This window comes from Enterocloster lavalensis, from assembly GCF_046603895.1.
In the GTDB taxonomy this organism is placed as follows: Bacteria; Bacillota; Clostridia; order Lachnospirales; family Lachnospiraceae; genus Enterocloster; species Enterocloster lavalensis.
In genome coordinates this window covers 5,364,022-5,382,198 of sequence record NZ_CP176637.1, presented here as the reverse complement: position 1 = coordinate 5,382,198, position 18,177 = coordinate 5,364,022, and the positions used below count along the sequence as shown (strand labels likewise).

General features: G+C 55.7%; 18 protein-coding genes and 1 pseudogene. 2 read left to right on the top strand and 17 right to left on the bottom strand.

Going from position 1 to position 18,177, the window contains the following annotated elements; genetic code table 11:
- The first annotated feature begins 10 nt into the window (after window positions 1-10).
- Window positions 11-1,051 carry a lactonase family protein gene (locus ACK2JC_RS24275; protein WP_320936627.1) on the top strand — a complete coding sequence of 347 codons (1,041 nt, stop codon included), beginning with the start codon at window positions 11-13 and terminating at the stop codon, window positions 1,049-1,051.
- Between the two features lie 110 nt (window positions 1,052-1,161).
- Here the strand turns inward: ACK2JC_RS24275 and ACK2JC_RS24270 are convergent, their stop codons facing one another.
- From ACK2JC_RS24270 to ACK2JC_RS24195, 16 genes and pseudogenes are all read right to left on the bottom strand, one after another.
- A complete protein-coding gene (locus ACK2JC_RS24270; RefSeq protein WP_118756174.1) occupies window positions 1,162-1,791 on the bottom strand; it encodes a class I SAM-dependent methyltransferase in 630 nt (209 codons plus the stop codon).
- Between the two features lie 43 nt (window positions 1,792-1,834).
- A complete protein-coding gene (locus ACK2JC_RS24265; RefSeq protein WP_320936626.1) occupies window positions 1,835-2,611 on the bottom strand; it encodes an ABC transporter ATP-binding protein in 777 nt (258 codons plus the stop codon).
- 5 nt (window positions 2,612-2,616) lie between these two features.
- A complete protein-coding gene (locus ACK2JC_RS24260; RefSeq protein ID WP_320936625.1) occupies window positions 2,617-3,654 on the bottom strand; it encodes an iron ABC transporter permease in 1,038 nt (345 codons plus the stop codon).
- Window positions 3,655-3,657: 3 nt separating this feature from the next.
- Entirely contained in the window at window positions 3,658-4,344 is a 687-nt protein-coding gene (locus ACK2JC_RS24255; protein WP_227168463.1) for a GTP-binding protein, read from the bottom strand.
- Entirely contained in the window at window positions 4,341-5,585 is a 1,245-nt protein-coding gene (locus ACK2JC_RS24250) for an ABC transporter substrate-binding protein (RefSeq protein WP_320936623.1), read from the bottom strand. The genes ACK2JC_RS24255 and ACK2JC_RS24250 overlap by 4 nt, the downstream gene beginning before the upstream one ends.
- On the bottom strand, window positions 5,582-6,622 hold the full coding sequence (locus ACK2JC_RS24245; RefSeq protein ID WP_320936622.1) for an ATP-binding cassette domain-containing protein: 1,041 nt from the start codon (window positions 6,620-6,622) through the stop codon (window positions 5,582-5,584). Before ACK2JC_RS24245 ends, ACK2JC_RS24250 begins: the two co-directional genes overlap by 4 nt.
- Window position 6,623: 1 nt before the next feature.
- Window positions 6,624-7,853, bottom strand: a complete 1,230-nt coding sequence (locus tag ACK2JC_RS24240; protein WP_320938365.1) for an ABC transporter substrate-binding protein — start codon at window positions 7,851-7,853, stop codon at window positions 6,624-6,626.
- A gap of 237 nt (window positions 7,854-8,090) precedes the next feature.
- The gene (locus ACK2JC_RS24235) at window positions 8,091-8,675 is read right to left on the bottom strand and encodes a helix-turn-helix domain-containing protein (RefSeq protein WP_024735194.1); all 585 of its coding nucleotides are present in this window, start codon (window positions 8,673-8,675) and stop codon (window positions 8,091-8,093) included.
- Window positions 8,676-8,854: 179 nt separating this feature from the next.
- Window positions 8,855-9,109, bottom strand: coding sequence for a winged helix-turn-helix transcriptional regulator (locus ACK2JC_RS24230; protein ID WP_368271410.1), 255 nt, complete (start codon window positions 9,107-9,109; stop codon window positions 8,855-8,857).
- Window positions 9,110-9,170: 61 nt separating this feature from the next.
- Window positions 9,171-9,299: pseudogene (locus ACK2JC_RS24225) on the bottom strand (helix-turn-helix domain-containing protein); the annotation flags it as partial.
- Between the two features lie 34 nt (window positions 9,300-9,333).
- A complete protein-coding gene (locus ACK2JC_RS24220; protein WP_368271409.1) occupies window positions 9,334-9,486 on the bottom strand; it encodes a hypothetical protein in 153 nt (50 codons plus the stop codon).
- Entirely contained in the window at window positions 9,468-9,908 is a 441-nt protein-coding gene (locus ACK2JC_RS24215; RefSeq protein ID WP_320938364.1) for a GNAT family N-acetyltransferase, read from the bottom strand. The genes ACK2JC_RS24220 and ACK2JC_RS24215 overlap by 19 nt, the downstream gene beginning before the upstream one ends.
- Before the next feature lie 26 nt (window positions 9,909-9,934).
- Complete coding sequence (locus ACK2JC_RS24210; protein WP_320938363.1) at window positions 9,935-10,363, bottom strand: DUF3592 domain-containing protein; 429 nt, start codon at window positions 10,361-10,363, stop codon at window positions 9,935-9,937.
- A gap of 50 nt (window positions 10,364-10,413) precedes the next feature.
- Window positions 10,414-10,971, bottom strand: coding sequence for a DUF3795 domain-containing protein (locus ACK2JC_RS24205; protein WP_092367415.1), 558 nt, complete (start codon window positions 10,969-10,971; stop codon window positions 10,414-10,416).
- A gap of 46 nt (window positions 10,972-11,017) precedes the next feature.
- On the bottom strand, window positions 11,018-11,950 hold the full coding sequence (locus ACK2JC_RS24200) for a hypothetical protein (RefSeq protein ID WP_276851434.1): 933 nt from the start codon (window positions 11,948-11,950) through the stop codon (window positions 11,018-11,020).
- A gap of 22 nt (window positions 11,951-11,972) precedes the next feature.
- A complete protein-coding gene (locus ACK2JC_RS24195) occupies window positions 11,973-13,643 on the bottom strand; it encodes an SMI1/KNR4 family protein (RefSeq protein ID WP_320938362.1) in 1,671 nt (556 codons plus the stop codon).
- A 252-nt stretch (window positions 13,644-13,895) separates the two neighbouring features.
- Between ACK2JC_RS24195 and ACK2JC_RS24190 the strand changes: the two genes are divergently transcribed.
- Complete coding sequence (locus tag ACK2JC_RS24190) at window positions 13,896-15,356, top strand: nicotinate phosphoribosyltransferase (RefSeq protein ID WP_302327934.1); 1,461 nt, start codon at window positions 13,896-13,898, stop codon at window positions 15,354-15,356.
- A 100-nt stretch (window positions 15,357-15,456) separates the two neighbouring features.
- Here the strand turns inward: ACK2JC_RS24190 and ACK2JC_RS24185 are convergent, their stop codons facing one another.
- Window positions 15,457-18,027: a response regulator gene (locus ACK2JC_RS24185; RefSeq protein WP_411337946.1), complete on the bottom strand. Its 2,571-nt coding sequence runs from the start codon at window positions 18,025-18,027 to the stop codon at window positions 15,457-15,459.
- Between the last annotated feature and the right edge of the window lie 150 nt (window positions 18,028-18,177).

Below are 18,177 nucleotides of genomic sequence, written 5' to 3'. Positions count from 1 at the left end.
GGAAAATGCTATGAAATACGCATATGTAGGCTGCCGCACCACCAAAGCGCGCAACGCCCGCGGCAACGGACTTGTGGTCTATGAAATACAGCCGGACGGCAGCTGGAACGAAAAGCAGTGCCTGTTTGTGGAGGACAATCCCAGCTACCAGTGCCTGGACCTGGAACAGAAATATTTGTACAGCGTCCACGGCGACCTGACCCTGGTCTCCTCCTATGAGATTCAGGCCGACGGCACCCTGCGGCACTTAAACACCATCGACATCGGCGGCAAAAATCCCGTGGACGTCACCGTGGACGCCGACAACCAGAACGTGATCGTGGCCACCCTTCAGGGCGGCACGCTCTACACCATCCGCCGGAACGCCGACGGCTCCCTTGGCGGGGTCGTCTCCACCTTCACCTACGAGGGCAAGGAGGAGGGCAAGGTGTCCACCATCCACCAGTGCCTCTGGGATCAGACCCGAAGCTATCTGTTCGCCTGCGCCCAGGGCCGGGGCAACGGATACGGCCAGATGCGCGCCCTCAAGTACGACCAGGAGACCGGCAGTTTCGCCGAGGCGGACCGCTTCCTCTCCCGCACCTGGGACGAGCCGCGCCACGCCGCCGTCCACCCCAACAACCGCTGGGTGTACATGTGCGAGGAAAAGGGCAACAAGGTGCTCTACTTTGACTTCGACCAGGAGACCGGCAGGCTGAAGGCGCTCCAGGAGCTCTCCACGGTGCCCGAGACCGTCACCGGCTACTCCGACGCCAGCGAGGTCTCGGTGGACCCCACCGGCCAGTGGGTGCTGGTGTCCAACCGGTACACGGATATCCTGTCGGTCTACCGCATTGATCCCCTGACCGGATACCTGCGCGCCACAGGCTTCTATCCCTGTCTGGGCAAAACCCCCCGCTTTTGCTGCTTCGGGCCCGACGGGAGGTATTACGTGGCCAACGAGGACAGCGACACCATCGTGCCCTTTGCCTTTGACAGCGTGACCGGGCAGCTCTTGCCTGCGCTGGATATCGTGCATACGGGGAGTCCGGTCTGCATCACATTCCGTTAAAACAGAAAACGCCGGGCGCACCGGCAAACGGGCGGAGCCAGCGATCCATTGACCGCAGGCTCCGCCCGCTTGCTCTCTAAAATGCCTGCTCCCTATGCATTTTTCCGCTCTCATCCCTCAAAAACCAGCCAATGCCCCCGCTCCCCGTCGTTCACAATGGACAGCGGGTGTCCCAGCCGTTCTGCCAGACTCCGGTATTCCCCGTCCGTAAGCGCCATTGAGGCGTCCTTCTGACGGCCCATGCAGACCAGGCCCAGCTCGTCCATCCGCTCCATAATGGCTTTGCGCTGCCAGGACCTGCCCAGCCCGCCGCCGATGTAGGTCTTGCCGCCCGGCTTTAAAACCCTCAGAATCTCTGAGAACGCCCGCTCCTGGTCCTCCCAGAAAAACATGGAGCCGCGGCTGATCACCAGGTCAAAGGACCGGTCCTCAAAGGGCAGCGAGACCACGTCCGCCCGGTAAAACCGGCTGCGCTCCCGGACTCCCAGCCGTTTCGCCCTCTCCTCTGCCAGCCTTACGGCCGTGGCGTTGATGTCCACAAAAGCCCCTGTCAAATCCGACTTAGCCATCACCGCAAAACCCAGATGGCCGCCCCCGCAACCCACGTCCAGCATGGACCCGGAGACGATTCCCGTCTCCTCCAGCAGGTCCTGGGCGATCACATCATAGATGGGATAAAATACCTGCTCCGCTATATCGTCGAATTCATAGTCCGGGTTCGTAAAGTCTATCTTCTCCATCCTGTCTCTCTCCTTTCACATTCCGATCCATTTCCAACCGCACTCAGCAATCGGCCACACAGACCCGCTCCGCCTCGCCGTCTCCGCGGTTCAGCACCACGATCCGATTGTCCACGCCGTACATCCTGCGGATCAATTCCTCCGTCACCACGTCCGTGCCCCGGCCCGTACAGATCACGCCGCCGCGGTCCAGCAGCACCACCCGGCTCTCCGGAAAAAAGGCGTGGTCCGGGCAGTGGGTGGTCATGACCATGGTCTTGCCCATAGCCGCCAAATCCCGCACATGCCTGAGCACCCGGGCGTGGTTGCCGAAATCCAGGTTGGACACCGGCTCGTCCAAAAACATCACCGGCGTCTGTTGGGCAATCGCCCGGGCCAGAAGCGTCAGCTGACGCTCCCCTCCGCTGATCCTGGTGTAAATTTCCCCGGCCAGCCGTTCGATTCCCAAAATTTCCAGGGCTTCCGCCACAACTCGACGGTCCTCCCGCGACAGGCGGCCTATGCCCCGCTGGTAGGGATTCCGCCCCATGGCCGCCACCTCCCACACCTTAAACGGGAACGGCGGCGTGTGCCCCTGAGGCACATAGGACACCCGGCGCGCAAATTCCGCCCGGCTCCACTGCTCCACGGGCCTGCCGTCCACAAGCACGGTCCCGCCCATGGGCTTTAAAAGTCCCAGAAGCGTTTTGAACAGTGTGCTTTTCCCCACTCCGTTGGCGCCCAGCACGCACCACAGCTCCCCCGCCTCCATGGAGAGGCTGACATTTTGCAGAACCATCCTGCTGCCGTAACCGCAGCAGAGCTTTTCCGTCCGAATCATCCAAATCACCACCCTTTGTTCTGCCTGGTCAGCAGATAGAGAAAAAACGGGAGCCCGGCCAGGGAGGTGATGATTCCCAGAGGAATCTCCACCGCAAACACGCTGCGGCACAGGTCGTCCATGATCAGCAGGTAACTGCTGCCCAACAGCAGGGAGGCGGGCAGCAGCACTTTAAAGTTGGGCCCCACCATCATCCGGGCCAGATGGGGAATCACCAGCCCCACCCAGCCGATCATACCGCAGAGGGACACGCAGAAAGCGGTCAGAACCGTGGCCGTGACAATCACCGCCACCTGCAAAAGCCCCGTATTGATCCCCAGCGTCCTGGCTTCCTCCTCCCCAAGAGCCAGGATGTTCAGGCGTCCCGCGCAGAACACCAGCACCGCCGTACAGAGCACAAAGGGCACAAGCATCACCTGCACGTCCTTCATCACCGCTTTGGACAGGCTGCCCATGAGCCAGAAGGTGATGGCCGGCAGCTTGTCCGTGGGGTCCGCCGCGTATTTCACCAGCGAGATCAGGGATTGAAACAAGTTGGATACGATGATCCCGCCCAGGATCAGCAGGAACAGGCTGTCGTCCCCCTTTCCGAACCGGCGGCTGATCAGCCAGGTGATCAACACTGCGAACAGGCCGAAGAAAAATGCCGCCCCCTTGGTCCCCGCCACGCCGAAGGACAGCAAAATCGCCAGGGCGGCGCCAAAACCGGCGCCCGCGGAGGAGCCCAGAATATCCGGCGAAACCAAAGGATTTTTAAACATCCCCTGATACGCCGCTCCGGACACCGACATGGCGCCTCCCACCAGCACGGCCGCCAGCACCCGGGGCAGGCGGACCACCATCAAAACCTGTCCGGTCTTATCCGGCACCTGTCCCCCGGTAAAGGCGGTGAGAATCTCCGACACCGGGATGTAATAGCGCCCTACCGCCAGGGACATGATAAACCCAACCGCCAGCAGAAGGAATAAGAGCAGAAGCCTGATCCACGCCCGGCTCCCCTCCCGCTCCAGCATCTCGTCCATTTCCTCTCTCATCGGTTCCATACCTCAATCCCACTTCATCTTTTTATAGTTGCCCTTCAAATACTCCTCGCCCACCCGGGTCTCCCCCAGACAGTAGGAGCACAGGGCGGAGGGCATGGTAAACCGCAGGCGTCTGCCCGCCAGCCCCATTCCCAGCTCCGGGCCCAGCTTCATCTCCCTGGCCAGGTCAAAAGCGCCCTGGCCTGTGATTCCGTTCACAAACAGGATACCGGCCCGGGAATTGGCCTGCTTCACCTTGAAGGAAAATACCTCCCGCTCCGCCTGTGACACGATATCCCCCTTAGTCACCGCCACCACGTCCGCAAAGCGCAGCATGGGCCCGATCTTGTGGGGCGTGTTCACCCCGGACAGGTTGTCGATCACACAGACGGCCAGACAGTCCTTCAGATGGGGAGCGCAGCGGTTGCAGAGACCGGCGCTCTCCACAATCAGATATTCAAAGCCCTCCGCCTGGGCGCGCTTTGCGCAGTCCTCCACGTTGCTGATATAAAAATGATCGGGGCATTGATTGCCGGACAGCCCGGTGACCGCCCGGATTCCGGCCCGCTGGTAACGCTCCTGGTCCGTGGAGGACAGGCAGTCGAACTTCACCACCATGACCTTCTCCCCGCCGCCCATCTGCTCCACCGCGCGGATCACAACCGAGGTCTTTCCCGAGGAAGGCGGCCCGGATACGGTGATCAGTCTCATAAGAACATCCGCCCCTCTCTGTGCGTCCGCTCCCACTCCGCAAAAAATACATCCTTGCAGGCTCCCGCGACGGCTTCCAGGTCATGGGAGCGGATATAGTCCCAGCCCAGCCAGGCAAGCTTCGCCCCGGGAGGCAGTATCTCCCCGCCCGCAGCGTTGGCTGCCGGGGTATACGCCCTGGAGCAGGCGGCGGCGAACTCATCCCCCACGATATAGTCCACAATATCCCGCACCGCCTCCAGACGGTCCTTGCGCACCAACAGATACATGGGCAGCGTCATACAGCCGTCCTCGGGCCAGACGATCTCCACATTGGGCTTCACGCAGGTCTTTGCGAAAAACCAGGATACCAAATAGACAGCCCCTCCCTCCGTGTTGGCGGAACCGGCCATCCTGGACATCTGGGCGCCGTGGAGCGCGTGCTTCACATTCCGGGCCAGACTGCGGATGCCGTCCATTCCGAATTCCTTGTAAATATAAAGGAAGGTCGCGTTGGAAATCTCTGTCCGGTCCTTTCCGAACAAAACGATGCGGTCCCTGTAGCGCGGGTCCAGCAGGTCCTTTCTGGTCCGCGGAACCGGCAAATCTCCCAGCTTGTTCCGGTCGACCAGCAGCACATCCGCCATCACGGCGTAGACCCCGTACTGGCCCAGGGGGTCCATCAGGCCCGCATTGACAAACTGGGGATTGATCTCGATGTCCCGGTAGAAATCCGCAGTAAAATACCCCTTGTCCGCCATCCGCTCCCGAAAGTCCCTGCCCAGATACTGGTTGAACTCCTTGGTGAACAGTATGGCCGGAAAACGCTCCGGGTCCGGATCGGACCACAGCTCGTCGCAGGTATCGTTGGAATTTTTCCCAGCCTCGACATAGCATTTCCGCACCGTCCCGGTCTTGCCGGCGTGCTCCCGCTCCAACTCCTCCAGAGCGTCCTTGAAGGTAAATTTCAGGGGACAGATGGTATTTCCATAGAAATCCAGGTGATCCCAGGGGTTAAAATCTTCCAGCACATAGCGCCGCTCCTGCTCCGCCTTTAAGATGGCGTTTTCCAGATCGTACAAAAACAGCTCCAGGTTCATTTCCCGCACCCGCAACACGGTCTGAAGCATGGTGTCCTCCCCGATCTCCCGGATCATGGCCGGACCGTCCGGGTATGGAAACCCGTTTCTCAAAAATACCTCAAAACTGTCCGGGTACTCGCTTAAAATCCGGCTCACCGGCGTGGTACCTGTTATCTTCATCTCTCTTCTCCTTCCGCAAAATATCCGGCCACGGAATACTCGATGGCCCCGCCCAGGCGGATCTGATTGCGCAGCCGCTGCATTTTCCGGTCTATCCGCTCCAGCGCGGCCAGATTTTCCCGCTCCCGCTCACTGGTTCTGATCACCGTTTTCACCCCGCCGTTCTCAATCACCAGGCGCTTGGCGCCCATGAGGGCCAGCAGGGGATCGTGGGTGGACATCAACACGATTTTCCCCTCCTGAACCAACAGCTCCAGGGCCTTTTTGCGGTCCACCCCCGCGTTCTCGATCTCGTCGATCAGCACCACCGGCGAGGTGCTGAGCATGGCCGTGTCCGCAATCATCAGCGCCCGGGACTGGCCGCCGCTGAGCTGTGTCAGCGGGGTTTTCGGGGAAAATGGTTCCCCCGCCAGCTCGTTGGCATGTTCGAAAATCCGCCCGGCCACCTCCCCGATGCCGGAGATCATGCGGCTCTCTCCATGCATATTCAGAAATTCCAGCACCGGCAGGTCCATGACAAAATTCATGTTCTGGGAGAGCTGGGCGATCAGCTTGTTTTCAATGGAAAACCGCTCCTGCGGCGTGGGTTTTCGGCCGTCCACAAGCACGGTTCGCCCGGTCTGGGTGTCCCCCTGGGCCAGGCACTCGATATCCGCCAGCAGCCTGCTCTTTCCGGAGCCGGTGGGGCCGACGATAGCCAGCACCTCCCCTCTGCGGATGGTCAGATCCAGCCGCTCCGGTTCCCCGTCCTTTCTGTGCCCTCCCAGAATGGTCAGGCTTTCCAGGGACGCGCTCTTGCGTTTCAGCCGCTCCATTCGCCCGATAAACAGCAGAAAGTTTTCTGCCAGCTCCTCCCTGGAGATCCCCACGTCGTCCAGGATATCCTCATCCAGCGCCTCTATGTCCCGGCCCAGGGAGGGGGATGGAAAATCCATCCCGCCCAGTCCGTTGGCCTGAAAATAATCCTCCGCATAAGGATAGCGTTCCAAAACCGCCCGCCATGGCAGCGCTAAAAGTTCCCGTCCAATCTCCGCCATATCACTGCGCCCTCAGCGAGCGGGCCAGAAGGCTGTCCACCTCGCCGTCGCTCAGATCATAGTGGTAAAACAGGGAATAAAACGCCTTTGTCTCCTCCTTAATATCGTAATCCGTGTATTCCGGGTACAGCAGGTTCTGCACCCACTTGATCCCAATAATGGTATTTACGCTGGGCGGACGGTCGAACCAGTTCTGGGGCACGGTCGGCGTCTCGTACACGTGGCCGTCCTTCACCGCCCGGATCACGGCCCACTGGGAATTGTTCATAATCGCGCTGTAGCTGCCGGAATCCGCAAAGCCGTTGTCCACGCAGGCAATGATAAACTGGGGATCCCAGGCGATCACCTGCTCCATGGACACCTCGGTCCTCCCGTATCCCGGGGAAATCTCACAGTCCGCCACGTTGATTCCGCCGCACAGGTCGATCAGACGGGAATGGGGAGAGCCGGATGGGTCCGTGTTCAGCCCCAGGGCCTCCTCCGCGTAATACACGGTCACACGCTTGTCCTCCGGGATGGAAGCGGTGATCTCCCTGGCCCTTTGAATGGTTTCCTCCGTGTACGCGGCCAGTTTCTCGCCCCGCTCCACATTGCCGGTGATCCGGCCCACAAAGCGGTAAGACTCGGCCATGGAATCAAAATCCGTGTCGATCAGCACCACGGGGATCCCCAGCTTTTCCTGAAGCTGGTCTGCAGTGTCGATGCTGGACCGGTCCACTCCGGAGGCCAGAACCAGGTCCGGGTCCGCCTTGATGATCTCCTCTATATTCCCCTCATTCCCCTTACCGTACCAGCCGCCAAGATTTGGAAGATTCTGGTAATACTCCGTGGTAAAGCGTTTCTCCTCATCGGAGAGATCCACATTGAGACCGGCCACCATCCTGTCGTCAAACGTGTACATGAAATTGGTTCCCACCGGGCTGGTGGAGTACACGGATTTCACCACATCCGGCACCTGGATATCGCGCCCCGCCATATCCTTTACCGGTTTTTCCGTCAGGGATGCGCTCTCTGTATGGGTCCCGCTCCCCGCCTGATTTCCGCTCTCCGTCTGGGTCCCGCTCCCCGACTGCCCCCCGGCGGCTGTCTCGTTCCCCGGTTCGACGGCCGTTTCCGCCTGGGTCTCAGACGTGACGGACGACTGCGCGTTTCCTCCCGTCGCCGCGCAGCCTGCCGTCACGGCCAGCGCCAGCGCGAATACGGTTCCCAATACCCTGAAATTTTTTCTCATGCTTCTCCTCCATTTTTTGTAGATTCGATTTATTTATCGTTATTCTTTTTTAAGAATAACGATCGTTATGTATTTTATCACATAACGCTGGTAAAATCAACCAGTTCCGGAAAATACATGAAATCGCAGGCATCCGCCTTTAGCGTGTATCCACCGCCGGAACGCAACGAGGGCGTCAAAACCGCCTTCCGCGGTCTTAACGCCCTCATTTCACATTTTAGATTTTTACGGTCTGATTTACAGCGCCTGCCAGAACAGCCCGTGCCTGCTGCAATTCCACACCAGCATCCCGTGGCCGAAGCGTGGAATGCGCGTCTGCAGGTTCCACTCGGGATACAGCTTGCGCAGCATCAGGCTGTCCCCGGTCAGAAGTGCCACAAAGGTGATGTAATGATCCTTGGTCATCTCGTGGTCCGTGGTGATAAAATAATCCTGCTCGATCAGCTCCACCTTGAGCTTTTCCTCCGCCCCGGCCTTCTGAAGCTCCATGGGCCGCAGCTTTTTGCCGCAGCAGGACACGGCCGCCTCCGCCGTGGCGGTTATCAGGTTTCCGCAGGTGGGGCAGACGTAAAATTTCAGTTTCTTCATATTTCCTCCTACCAGATCGTTGGCGTCCATCTCCCCGGAGAGCACTGTCTCCGGACTGACGCCCAGGACCTCCGATAATTCCGGAAGTAAGGACACGTCCGGGAACCCCAATCCCCGCTCCCACTTGGAGACAGCCTGCTCACTGATGTTCATTGCCGCGGCCAGCTGTCTTTGCGTCAACCCCTGGTCCTTGCGCAGCGCGCGGATCAGCTTCCCGATTTTTACACAGTCCATGTTCGTTTACCTCCTGATTGAGAGTTTAGCAGACAATGAGGCAAAAGCCAATCAACGCTCCGTTTAGTTGGGGTTGCCGGCGGTTTTATCTTCGTACCCAAAGACGATCTTTCGGGCTTCATCCGTAAACTCCCCATTCAGGTTTTCGATTATCTGATACTGATTCAGCTCTGCCACACTTAATCCTTTGGTTCCTCCACCTGCCACGTGCCGCTTCGACTGGATCCCTTTCTCTGGATTCTTCCGCTCTTCTGTAGGTTTGCCATCAGGCGCTTTACCGTAACTAATGAGATTCCCATCTTTTCCTTTATTTCTTTTTGGGTAATTGCCGGATTCTCAAGAATTAGACTCAATGCAATCGTCTCTTTGGTATCATTAGTCTCATTTTTAGTCTCACTGATACCATTCGTTCCAATCGCTGTCCGCCGGAACATATTCACTCTGAAATCTCCGTCGAAATCGAGAAACTCCGGTTCCGGGAGTTCATATTCTTTGCATTATCTTGCCACCCTTGCCGTTTGCAAAAGCCACAACGGTTTTCATGTACTTTTCGCTTTTGGCTGGAATACCTTCTTTAAATTCCACATTATCGGATTCACCGGCGTAAATCTCTTCTGCCGTCATGGACCGCACCTCCTGTTGCTACATCTCGTAATGCTTATATTTTAGCCAACACTGAATATTTCTTACCATCCACCGTCTGAACTTTTTCACAATTCACCTTAACGCGATGATCAAAATCAAATGAAGGAATCGCGGATGATTTTGTTAAATCCTTCACACTCCAGCCCCTCATCTCTCCCCCCGCCACGACATGGACACCTCCTGCTCCCCGGTATTTTCATCCGTCCGCCACGCTTTGATCCGGAAGCCGTGCCGCAGGTAAAAGTCCAGCGCCCGTTCATTTTTCTTGTAAACGCTCAGGCAAAGGCAGCTGTTCTGCTCCCTGGCGAACCGCAGAAGCTCTCCGCCTATGCCGCAGGACTGCCGGTCCGGACGGACGAACAGTCCCGCGATGTAATTTCCCTGCAGCCCGATAAAGCCCACGGGAACGCCGTCCTCCTCCCGGACATAAACCGCCGCCTCCGGCAGCAGCCTGCGCACCTCCCGGGCGTTTTCCCGCCAATATTCCTCCGGTATGAAGGAATGGGCCTGCAAATTGGCGCTCAGCCATATTTCCATCACCGCATCCAAATCCCCTGCCTGAAAGGGCCTCACCGCTTTCCCATCCATGTTCCGTCCTCCTGACCTAAAAATAATTACCGCAGCGCCGCCACCAGAAGCGCCAGCCCGCCGCCCACCACGATGGCCATCACAAAGCTCCGGGACACCCGCTCTGCCATGTCGTAGGCCTCCACGTCGTCCGCCAGCATAAATTTCTCCGGGTCGTTTAAGTCATAGCGGATTTCATAATACCACCCGGTCTGGTACGTGTGCTTTTTATCACTGAATATGGCGCTGGTTTTCTGATACGTCCTGCCCTCCGCCTCGAACCGGAACACAGGCCAATAAAAAGTGGTCGAGCGATCCACGCGCTCCTCCTCCACATCCGCAATCTGGGCAATAGCGGTTCCCCTGTAGGATTCCCTCGCGCCGGCTATCTCCTTTTTCAGCTCGCTGCAGTAATAGAAAATGCTCACGTACCGCAGCGCGATAACGGCCACCAGCAAAATCATCACAATCGCCATATCAAATCCTTTCCGTATTCCCGCCCAAATCCCTCTGTACCAGAGCGCGTCTACGCCTTTTTCGTTTTTTTCCGCAGCTTCAGCGAAATCCCCCGGCTGTCCGCCATCGTTCGAAAGCAGTCCGCCGCGGCCGCCGCCCGCTCCTTAAGCCCCTGTTCCGGCCCGGTCCCAGCCTCGATCTGTTCCATCACCGCACGCGCGTCCTCCAGTTCCAGCAGATTGACCGCGGTGCAGAAAAATGTCTTGCGCCGCCCGTCGTTGTACTGAAGCAGCAGCTTTCGCAGAATCTCCATCTTCTCCTCCAGCTCCGCCCGGTAAGCCGGATATCCCATCTCTTCCGCCCGTTTCAAGTCCCGCAGCATATTCCGGTGGGACAGAAAGGAGTCGTACCCGGTCAGCCCCTCATACCGGGCGCATGGAAACTCCCCGCACTGGGAACAATGCGCCGGTCCGCCGTGTTCCAGGCTGCAGCGGGCGATGGCGCAGGACTGATTTCCCTCCCCGCCCCCGCAACCGGGGCAGGGGTTTTCCATGTGATACATCGGGCAGAGACCGCAGTTTAAGCCGCAGAGTGCAAATGCGGTGTATTCCCGGTTGAAATTTTTCATCGCGTTTCTCCCCTTATAGTCCGAATTAATATACGACCTGTCCGGCTCACAGGATCTCCCGGCAGAACAGACGGCCGCAGTTGTCCACCAACACCGCTTTAGACCCCCGGAAATGCAGCCAGTTGAACGACAACGTTTTTCCGTCAAACACCACATCCACCGGAGCCTTGTACGCCAAATTCATTCCTCTGAACTCATAGTAATGGAATTGTCCGTGTTTCCCGTAGCCGCCGTCGGTCAACAGACCTCTGCCGCTGGCAGTGACCAGAAATGCCGTTATCCCGTCCCTGCGCGGCTTAAAAACCCAGTCCTTTGACTTGAAATCCGTCCGCACCAGGTTAAACTCATCATAATAGTAGAACCATAGATTTTCCTGATCGTCCAGATTCATGGCATAACAGTCACAGATGGAGTAAGCCCTGTTTTTCCAGACCGCGTTTCCATCCCGGTCCCAGACGATCAGGCCGCAGCTTCCCACCGGCTGGTCCCAGCCGAAATTGCCGAATACGCCCTCGTCAAAATAGCTGGTGACAATCCGGCCGTCCCGGGTGACGGCACAGGACTCAATGCCGTCGCCCAGGCACATTTTATGAAGCTTACGGCCGTACCGGTCCACAATCACGGCGTTTTGGTCCGCACTCCCGTCCCGGTAGCGTCTGGCCCTTGCTCCCAACAGCAGAATGTCCTCCCCAACCGGCTGTATAAAATGGTAATTCATCTCGTGCATGCCGAAGTCATATTGTTCCCAGCCCAGAATCGTCCCATCCTGCCAGTCCGCCGCAATCCCCAGCCCCCGGTATTCCGTATTCGCCCGGGTGTCCACAAACATCCCGTTGATCCGCTCCGGCACACAGGCGGAAAAGAGCAGGTAAATCATACCGTCCGCCCCCACCGAGCAGTCCGCCATGGTCCAGGCCTCCATACCCAGTTCCCGCTGTAATGCCGCCACATCCAGAAATTCCGTCATTACAATTTCCATGCCAAATATCGCGCCTCCCCGCTCATTCCCGGTTAATCCCCAGATTTTTAAAGGCAATCACCAGGTTGGAGCGCATCACCTTGTCCCCCTTGTACTTATCCCACATCCACTCATAAGTCTCAAGCAGTTCCATGCAGGGCGTCTTCGCCACGGCCTGGAGGGCGGTGTGGGCCAGCCAGTAGGAGTCCCCCCGCATCAGCGCCTTAAACAGCGGCAGAAAATCCATCCGGTCAGGGCAGCAGCCCATCACATAGACCGCTGTTTTCCGGCTCTCCTCATCATTTTTTGGATCAGCCGCAAAATCAGCCAAATCCTTTGCCCTGCGGCAACTACAGTCGTTGAGGAAAAACAACAGCCGGCTTTTTTCTCTCACCTCCGGCCTTCCCAGAAGTCCGGCCATCTGAGAATAATACCGGTCCTTATTCTCATCCGGCATCCGCCTGGCACAGTCCACCGCCCCGGCGGGATTTCTCCCGCCCAAAAGCTCCTCGAACACCTGAAAGCCTCTGGCAGGATCGAACCGGAAGAGCAGCTCCGTCCGCAGCCCGTCAAGCTCCGGGTCACGCAGTCCGGCGAGAAATTCCACCGTTCCCGGCTCCACCCGGTTAAAGCGGAAAAATCCCATCAGAATCTGCCGCCGCTCCTCGGACGTTTCCACGGCCGGATACAGCGCGGCCAGCTCCTCTTCGGATTTCAGGCTGCGGTAGCCGTAGGAGGTAACGCTGTTGCCCGCGATGATTTCCTGGAAATAGCTCTCATACCAGTCCAGAAAAGACATTCCGGTCAAAAACGGACCGTACTCCGGCTCCAGATTCCAGTCGATGTAAACGATCTTGCCCTGCTCGCTGCCTTTCCACATCAGGAGATTGTCGTAGGTGCATCCCTGGGTTCCGATCACCAGCAGACCGGCACAGACCTCTTTCATCACCTTGTCGTAGGCCGTATCGTCCTCCGCCCGCTCCATCGCCGCGGCCCAGTCCTCCCTGGTCATCCGCCGGTCAATAAATGCCGGAAGCCCCTGCATATCCTCCTTGTCATACACTTCCAGATACTCCGTATACGCGGCCATCTTTTCCAGCGGATACAACCCATAGTAAGGCCCTGCCCCGCCGTTTCCGACCTGGGTTATAAAAAATACATACTCCGGGGGCAGCTTGACGTTATACCGCGCTTCAAACCGCTCAACCTCCTCCCGGGAAACCACCGGATTCAAACGGTACTGATGTTTCTGCGCCCCAAACACCCTGCGCATGGGGTCCGCCTTTCCCGCCCGCTCTACCACCTCCCGCAGATGGGCGGCGTGGTCAGAAGACATCCGGAGCATACCTCCGTCCGCCTCCATTTCCTCCTCCGGCCCAAAGGTCTTCACCACCTCGATCCGCCCCAGGATGTGCCGGTTGAACTCCTCCAGCTCCCCGGCCGGAATCCAGAATTCTTCATGCCAGGAAGCCCCCACAATGTGGGACTCAAACCGGGAAATGTACCGGTCCTCCACCTCAAACCGGGTCACGTAACCACGATAGCCGGACCTGGCGTCCCGGGTATTCCAGCGTCCGGCGATCTCCTCCGCATACCGCTGATTCAACACCGGATAAAAAATCGGCTGTTCCGGCAAACGCGGCGGAAACGCCCTGTATCCGCTCTGCTCAATCAGTTCCAATTCCCGCTTGCCCACGGGTCTGTACAATATCATTCCGCCCGCCTCCTCTCTTCCCCTTATTCTACACCATTTCCCCGCCCCACGCCATGTAAATCCCTCAAAAACCCCATTTATTTCCTCTTGATATCCCGGCCTCCTCCCTTTGCCGCCCACACTTGATTGTTATTTTTTTATCAATTCATTTGCCTTTTGTAAAATTTATGCTATACTACTGTACAATAACCGCGCGGACCTCCAAAATTTTACTGCCAGGAGCAGGCTGCCCGCGCCATAGGAGGAAACAACATGGAGCAAAGGAATTTAACCCTACTGACCGACCTGTATGAGCTGACCATGATGCAGGGGTATTTTAAAGAAAAAGACGCCAACGAGACGGTGATCTTTGATATGTTTTACCGCACCAATCCCCACGGCAACGGCTTCGCTATCTGCGCCGGGCTGGAACAGGTGATCGAGTACATTGAGAACCTGCATTTTACCGACGACGAGGTCGAATATCTGCGCAGCCTGAACATGTTTGAGGAAGATTTTCTGGACTATCTCCATGAGTTCCGCTTTACCGGCGATATCTACGCGATCCCCGAGGGCACCGTCGTATTCCCCAGGGAACCCCTGGTGAAGGTCATCGCCCCCATCATGCAGGCCCAGCTGGTGGAGACGGCCCTGCTCAACATCATCAACCACCAGAGCCTGATCGCCACCAAAACCGAGCGCATCGTCTACGCGGCCAAGGGCGACGGCGTCATGGAGTTCGGCCTGCGCCGGGCCCAGGGACCTGACGCGGGAATCTACGGCGCCAGAGCCGCCATGATCGCCGGCTGTATCGGCACCTCCAACGTGCTCACCGGCAAAATGTTCGACGTGCCGGTGAAGGGCACCCACGCCCACAGCTGGATCATGAGCTTCCCGGACGAGCTGACCGCCTTCCGCACCTACGCCAAGCTGTACCCCAGCGCCTGCATCCTGCTGGTGGACACCTACGACACCTTAAACTCCGGCGTACCCAACGCCATCAAGGTATTTAAGGAGATGCGCGAGGCCGGAATTCCCCTGACCTTCTACGGAATCCGCCTGGACAGCGGCGACCTGGCCTACCTGTCCAAAAAAGCGAAAAAGATGCTGGACGAGGCCGGTTTCTCCGACGCGGTGATCTCCGCCTCCAACGACCTGGACGAGGAGCTGATCAACAGCCTGAAAATGCAGGGCGCGACCATCAATTCCTGGGGCGTCGGCACCAACCTGATCACCTCCAAGGACTGCCCCTCCTTCGGCGGCGTATACAAGCTTGCGGCCGTCTACGACAAGGCCAGCGGCCAGTTCATTCCCAAAATCAAGCTGTCCGAGAACGCAGAAAAAATCACCAACCCGGGCAACAAAACCATCCAGCGGATCTACGACAAAAACACGGGCAAAATCATCGCCGATCTGATCTGCCTGGTGGGCGAACAGTACGATTCCAGCAACTCCTTACTCCTGTTCGACCCCATCGAGACCTGGAAGAAAACCAAACTGGCCCCCGGGTCCTACACTCTGCGGGAACTGATGGTTCCGGTTTTCCTGGAAGGGAAATGCGTATACCGCTCCCCCAAGGTCATGGACATCCAGGCTTACTGCAAAAAAGAACTGGACACCCTGTGGGACGAGTCCAAGCGTCTGATCAACCCCCACACCGTGCATGTGGACCTCTCCAACGAGCTGTGGCACATGAAAAACCAGCTGCTGGATTCCTATCATGTATCCAAATAGGGTGCCTTAAAAGTAGCGTAGAAAATTGATAAAAATGGATCAGCACGGCAGAAGAGAGTCGCAGAGTCATCAAAACAGATGATTTTGCGGCTCCCTTCTTTCAGGGCTGAATTTCGATTAAATATCTTTTTAATAAGCGGGTCAATTCCGCAACGTCAATCGGCTTTGCGATATGGGCATTCATACCGCATGCGAAACAATGTTGTATATCGTCAGAAAAAGTATCTGCACTCATGGCTATAATTGGAACGGATATGGCATCCGGATGATTCAGTCCCCGAATCGCTTCTGTAGCCTCATACCCTCCCATATGCGGCATTCGTATGTCCATGAGAATCGCATCGTAATAACCCTTTGGGGATTTTTGGAACTTATCCAGACACATTTGACCGTCTTCTGCCCAATCCATCTCCACCCCCAGATCGGACAACAATTCTCTTGCGACCTCCCAGTTAAGCTCATTATCCTCCGCAAGCAGGATACGGTGCCCGGATAAATCAATCGTTTGGTTCAATGTCCGGTCATGCTCCGTTTCAACGTCCATATACTGACGCAAAGCGTGATACAGCGTAGATTTAAAAAGCGGTTTGGAAATAAAACCACTAATCCCCGCCTCCCGGGCCTCCGCTTCAAATTCACTCCAGTCATATGCGGAAATCAACAAAATCGGTACGTCATCTCCCAAATTGCGCCGTATTTCCTTTGCTGTCTGAATCCCGTTCATGCCAGGTAATTTCCAATCCAATAGAATGATTTGATAATCCGTTCTCTTTTTGTGGTGTTGGTTTACCAGTTCTATTGCCGTTTCTCCGCTTAATGTCCATTCAGCTTTTATCCCGATGGATTTTAGTGCGTCCACGGCTGTCCTGCATAATAGTTCGTCATCATCGACCACCAGCATATTCCAGGAAGGAAGAACCAGGTCCATTTCCATTGCAGCCGCTTTTTCAAAATCAAACATGAGAAAAAACTCGGTGCCTTTATCCAGCTCACTTTGTATATCAATGGTTCCCTCCATTGCGTCCACAATGTACTTTGTAATCGCCATTCCCAAACCGGCGCCCTCGGTTTTGTGTATTCTGGCCCCATCCGCACGGCTGTAGGATTCATATATTTTTTTCAGAAAATCCGGCGACATGCCGATTCCATTATCTTTGACCTTGATATAAATCCGGACATGATTTTCCCCTTTCGGAGATTGATCTTCCGAGAGGGATAATTGGATCGAACCGCCCTCCGGCGTATACTTCGTTGCATTCGATAAGAGATTCAGCAAAATCTGGTTCAAGCGCACACCGTCGCACCACACGTTTTCTGTTAAGATATTTTCAACATGTATGTCAAAGTTCTGCTTTTTTGTCTGAACCTGCGGCTGCATAATGCTGACAATTCCTTCAATAACCTCTTTTAATGAAATCTGTTCGATTGTTAATGTTAATTTACCACTTTCAATCTTAGACAGATCCAGAACATCGTTGATCAGCCCTAACAGGTGTTTACTTGACAATGTGATTTTTCTAAGGCAATTCTGTACCTGCTTCCGGTCGTCTATGTGGGCTGTGGCAATGGCGGTCATGCCTACGATTGCATTCATAGGCGTACGGATATCGTGGCTCATATTTGCTAAAAATTCGCTTTTCGCCTTGTTCGCTTCAAGGGCCGTCTGCCGGGCTTTCTCCAATTCATGCAGCTGAGAGCGGGTTATGGAGAAATACCGAAGAAAAATCAATGTCAGAATGATTAAAACAGAAGCACAGGACAGCAATGTCATGAGCACACGCTGGCTGCTCAGATTATTTATGATACCGTCCAATCTGCTATAAGGCATCACCGATACTAAATACCACTCCGAATAAGGTAATGATATCCCATAAATTTGCCGTTCTTCACCATTTACTTCAACTGTCGTAGCGTATTCTTCATGATTTTTTAGAGCAATGCCGAATTTTTCAACCGGGTTTTCCCCAGATTCTTCCTTTGTTGTCAAATTAAGCTGCTTTTGTAATTGTTCAAAGAAATACCATAACTCAGTGTTGGCGTTTTGTATTACAAAGCTGCCATTTGGCCGTATAATATGATAATACATCAACTGCTCTTCGTCCTCTAACGAAAGGAAATCCGTAATATATTCCAGGGGGACGGCGGCTATGAGGCCGGTGCTCCTGTTGCCATTATCCATCGGATAAGCGGCGTAAGCGCCGAACAATACCACTTCATTTCCGGCAGAATCAACGCCCACCGCCACTCTTTGTTCCCCTTGCAATAATGCCTCTACAAAGGGTTCCGGGTTAAGCGGCTGTATTGATTGTCCATAAAGTGTCTGAAAATCTCCCCCGGCAGAGCAAAGCGCTAAATAATCAAAATCCCTGACCTGCGCCCTGTAAATAAGTTCCTCATATAGCTTCCCTTTATCGCCATCTTCCGATGAGACGACGGAAACAATGCCTCTGACTTGATCAAAACGCAATTTTATAACCGTTTCAAAGTGTCTGGACATTTGCTCATTCATTCCGGACATGTAGATTTCCCCAATTTCGTAAACGGCCTTTTTGCTCTTTCGGCCCATATAGATTCCGAGCAGGCTGAAAATAATAACACTGAAGATCAAAAGCCCAATGAAACTGCATATCAAAAAACGCGTTGTGGGATTCTTCTGTTTACTGTTTCCCATTGATGTCAATCCTCCCTGAAACTCTTTCCTAACAATTTTACAGTTTCATTATAAAGGTTCTCTCCACCTACCGGCAACACCAATATTGGTAAGGTGTGCAAATAGGTATAGCCCTTTCATACTGACAAAATTGGTCCGGCATGATATAAT

Bases quoted from the DNA above. Each gene is read 5' to 3' on its own strand.
- ACK2JC_RS24275 (WP_320936627.1), top strand. From the start codon at position 11: ATGAAATACGCATATGTAGGCTGCCGCACCACCAAAGCGCGCAACGCC.
- ACK2JC_RS24195 (WP_320938362.1), bottom strand. From the start codon at position 13,643: ATGATATTGTACAGACCCGTGGGCAAGCGGGAATTGGAACTGATTGAG.
- ACK2JC_RS24200 (WP_276851434.1), bottom strand. From the start codon at position 11,950: ATGGAAATTGTAATGACGGAATTTCTGGATGTGGCGGCATTACAGCGG.
- ACK2JC_RS24190 (WP_302327934.1), top strand. From the start codon at position 13,896: ATGGAGCAAAGGAATTTAACCCTACTGACCGACCTGTATGAGCTGACC.
- ACK2JC_RS24215 (WP_320938364.1), bottom strand. From the start codon at position 9,908: ATGGATGGGAAAGCGGTGAGGCCCTTTCAGGCAGGGGATTTGGATGCG.
- ACK2JC_RS24265 (WP_320936626.1), bottom strand. From the start codon at position 2,611: ATGATTCGGACGGAAAAGCTCTGCTGCGGTTACGGCAGCAGGATGGTT.
- ACK2JC_RS24235 (WP_024735194.1), bottom strand. From the start codon at position 8,675: ATGGACTGTGTAAAAATCGGGAAGCTGATCCGCGCGCTGCGCAAGGAC.
- ACK2JC_RS24185 (WP_411337946.1), bottom strand. From the start codon at position 18,027: ATGGGAAACAGTAAACAGAAGAATCCCACAACGCGTTTTTTGATATGC.
- ACK2JC_RS24205 (WP_092367415.1), bottom strand. From the start codon at position 10,971: ATGAAAAATTTCAACCGGGAATACACCGCATTTGCACTCTGCGGCTTA.
- ACK2JC_RS24230 (WP_368271410.1), bottom strand. From the start codon at position 9,109: ATGTTCCGGCGGACAGCGATTGGAACGAATGGTATCAGTGAGACTAAA.
- ACK2JC_RS24255 (WP_227168463.1), bottom strand. From the start codon at position 4,344: ATGAGACTGATCACCGTATCCGGGCCGCCTTCCTCGGGAAAGACCTCG.
- ACK2JC_RS24260 (WP_320936625.1), bottom strand. From the start codon at position 3,654: ATGGAACCGATGAGAGAGGAAATGGACGAGATGCTGGAGCGGGAGGGG.
- ACK2JC_RS24245 (WP_320936622.1), bottom strand. From the start codon at position 6,622: ATGGCGGAGATTGGACGGGAACTTTTAGCGCTGCCATGGCGGGCGGTT.
- ACK2JC_RS24240 (WP_320938365.1), bottom strand. From the start codon at position 7,853: ATGAGAAAAAATTTCAGGGTATTGGGAACCGTATTCGCGCTGGCGCTG.
- ACK2JC_RS24210 (WP_320938363.1), bottom strand. From the start codon at position 10,363: ATGGCGATTGTGATGATTTTGCTGGTGGCCGTTATCGCGCTGCGGTAC.
- ACK2JC_RS24270 (WP_118756174.1), bottom strand. From the start codon at position 1,791: ATGGAGAAGATAGACTTTACGAACCCGGACTATGAATTCGACGATATA.
- ACK2JC_RS24250 (WP_320936623.1), bottom strand. From the start codon at position 5,585: ATGAAGATAACAGGTACCACGCCGGTGAGCCGGATTTTAAGCGAGTAC.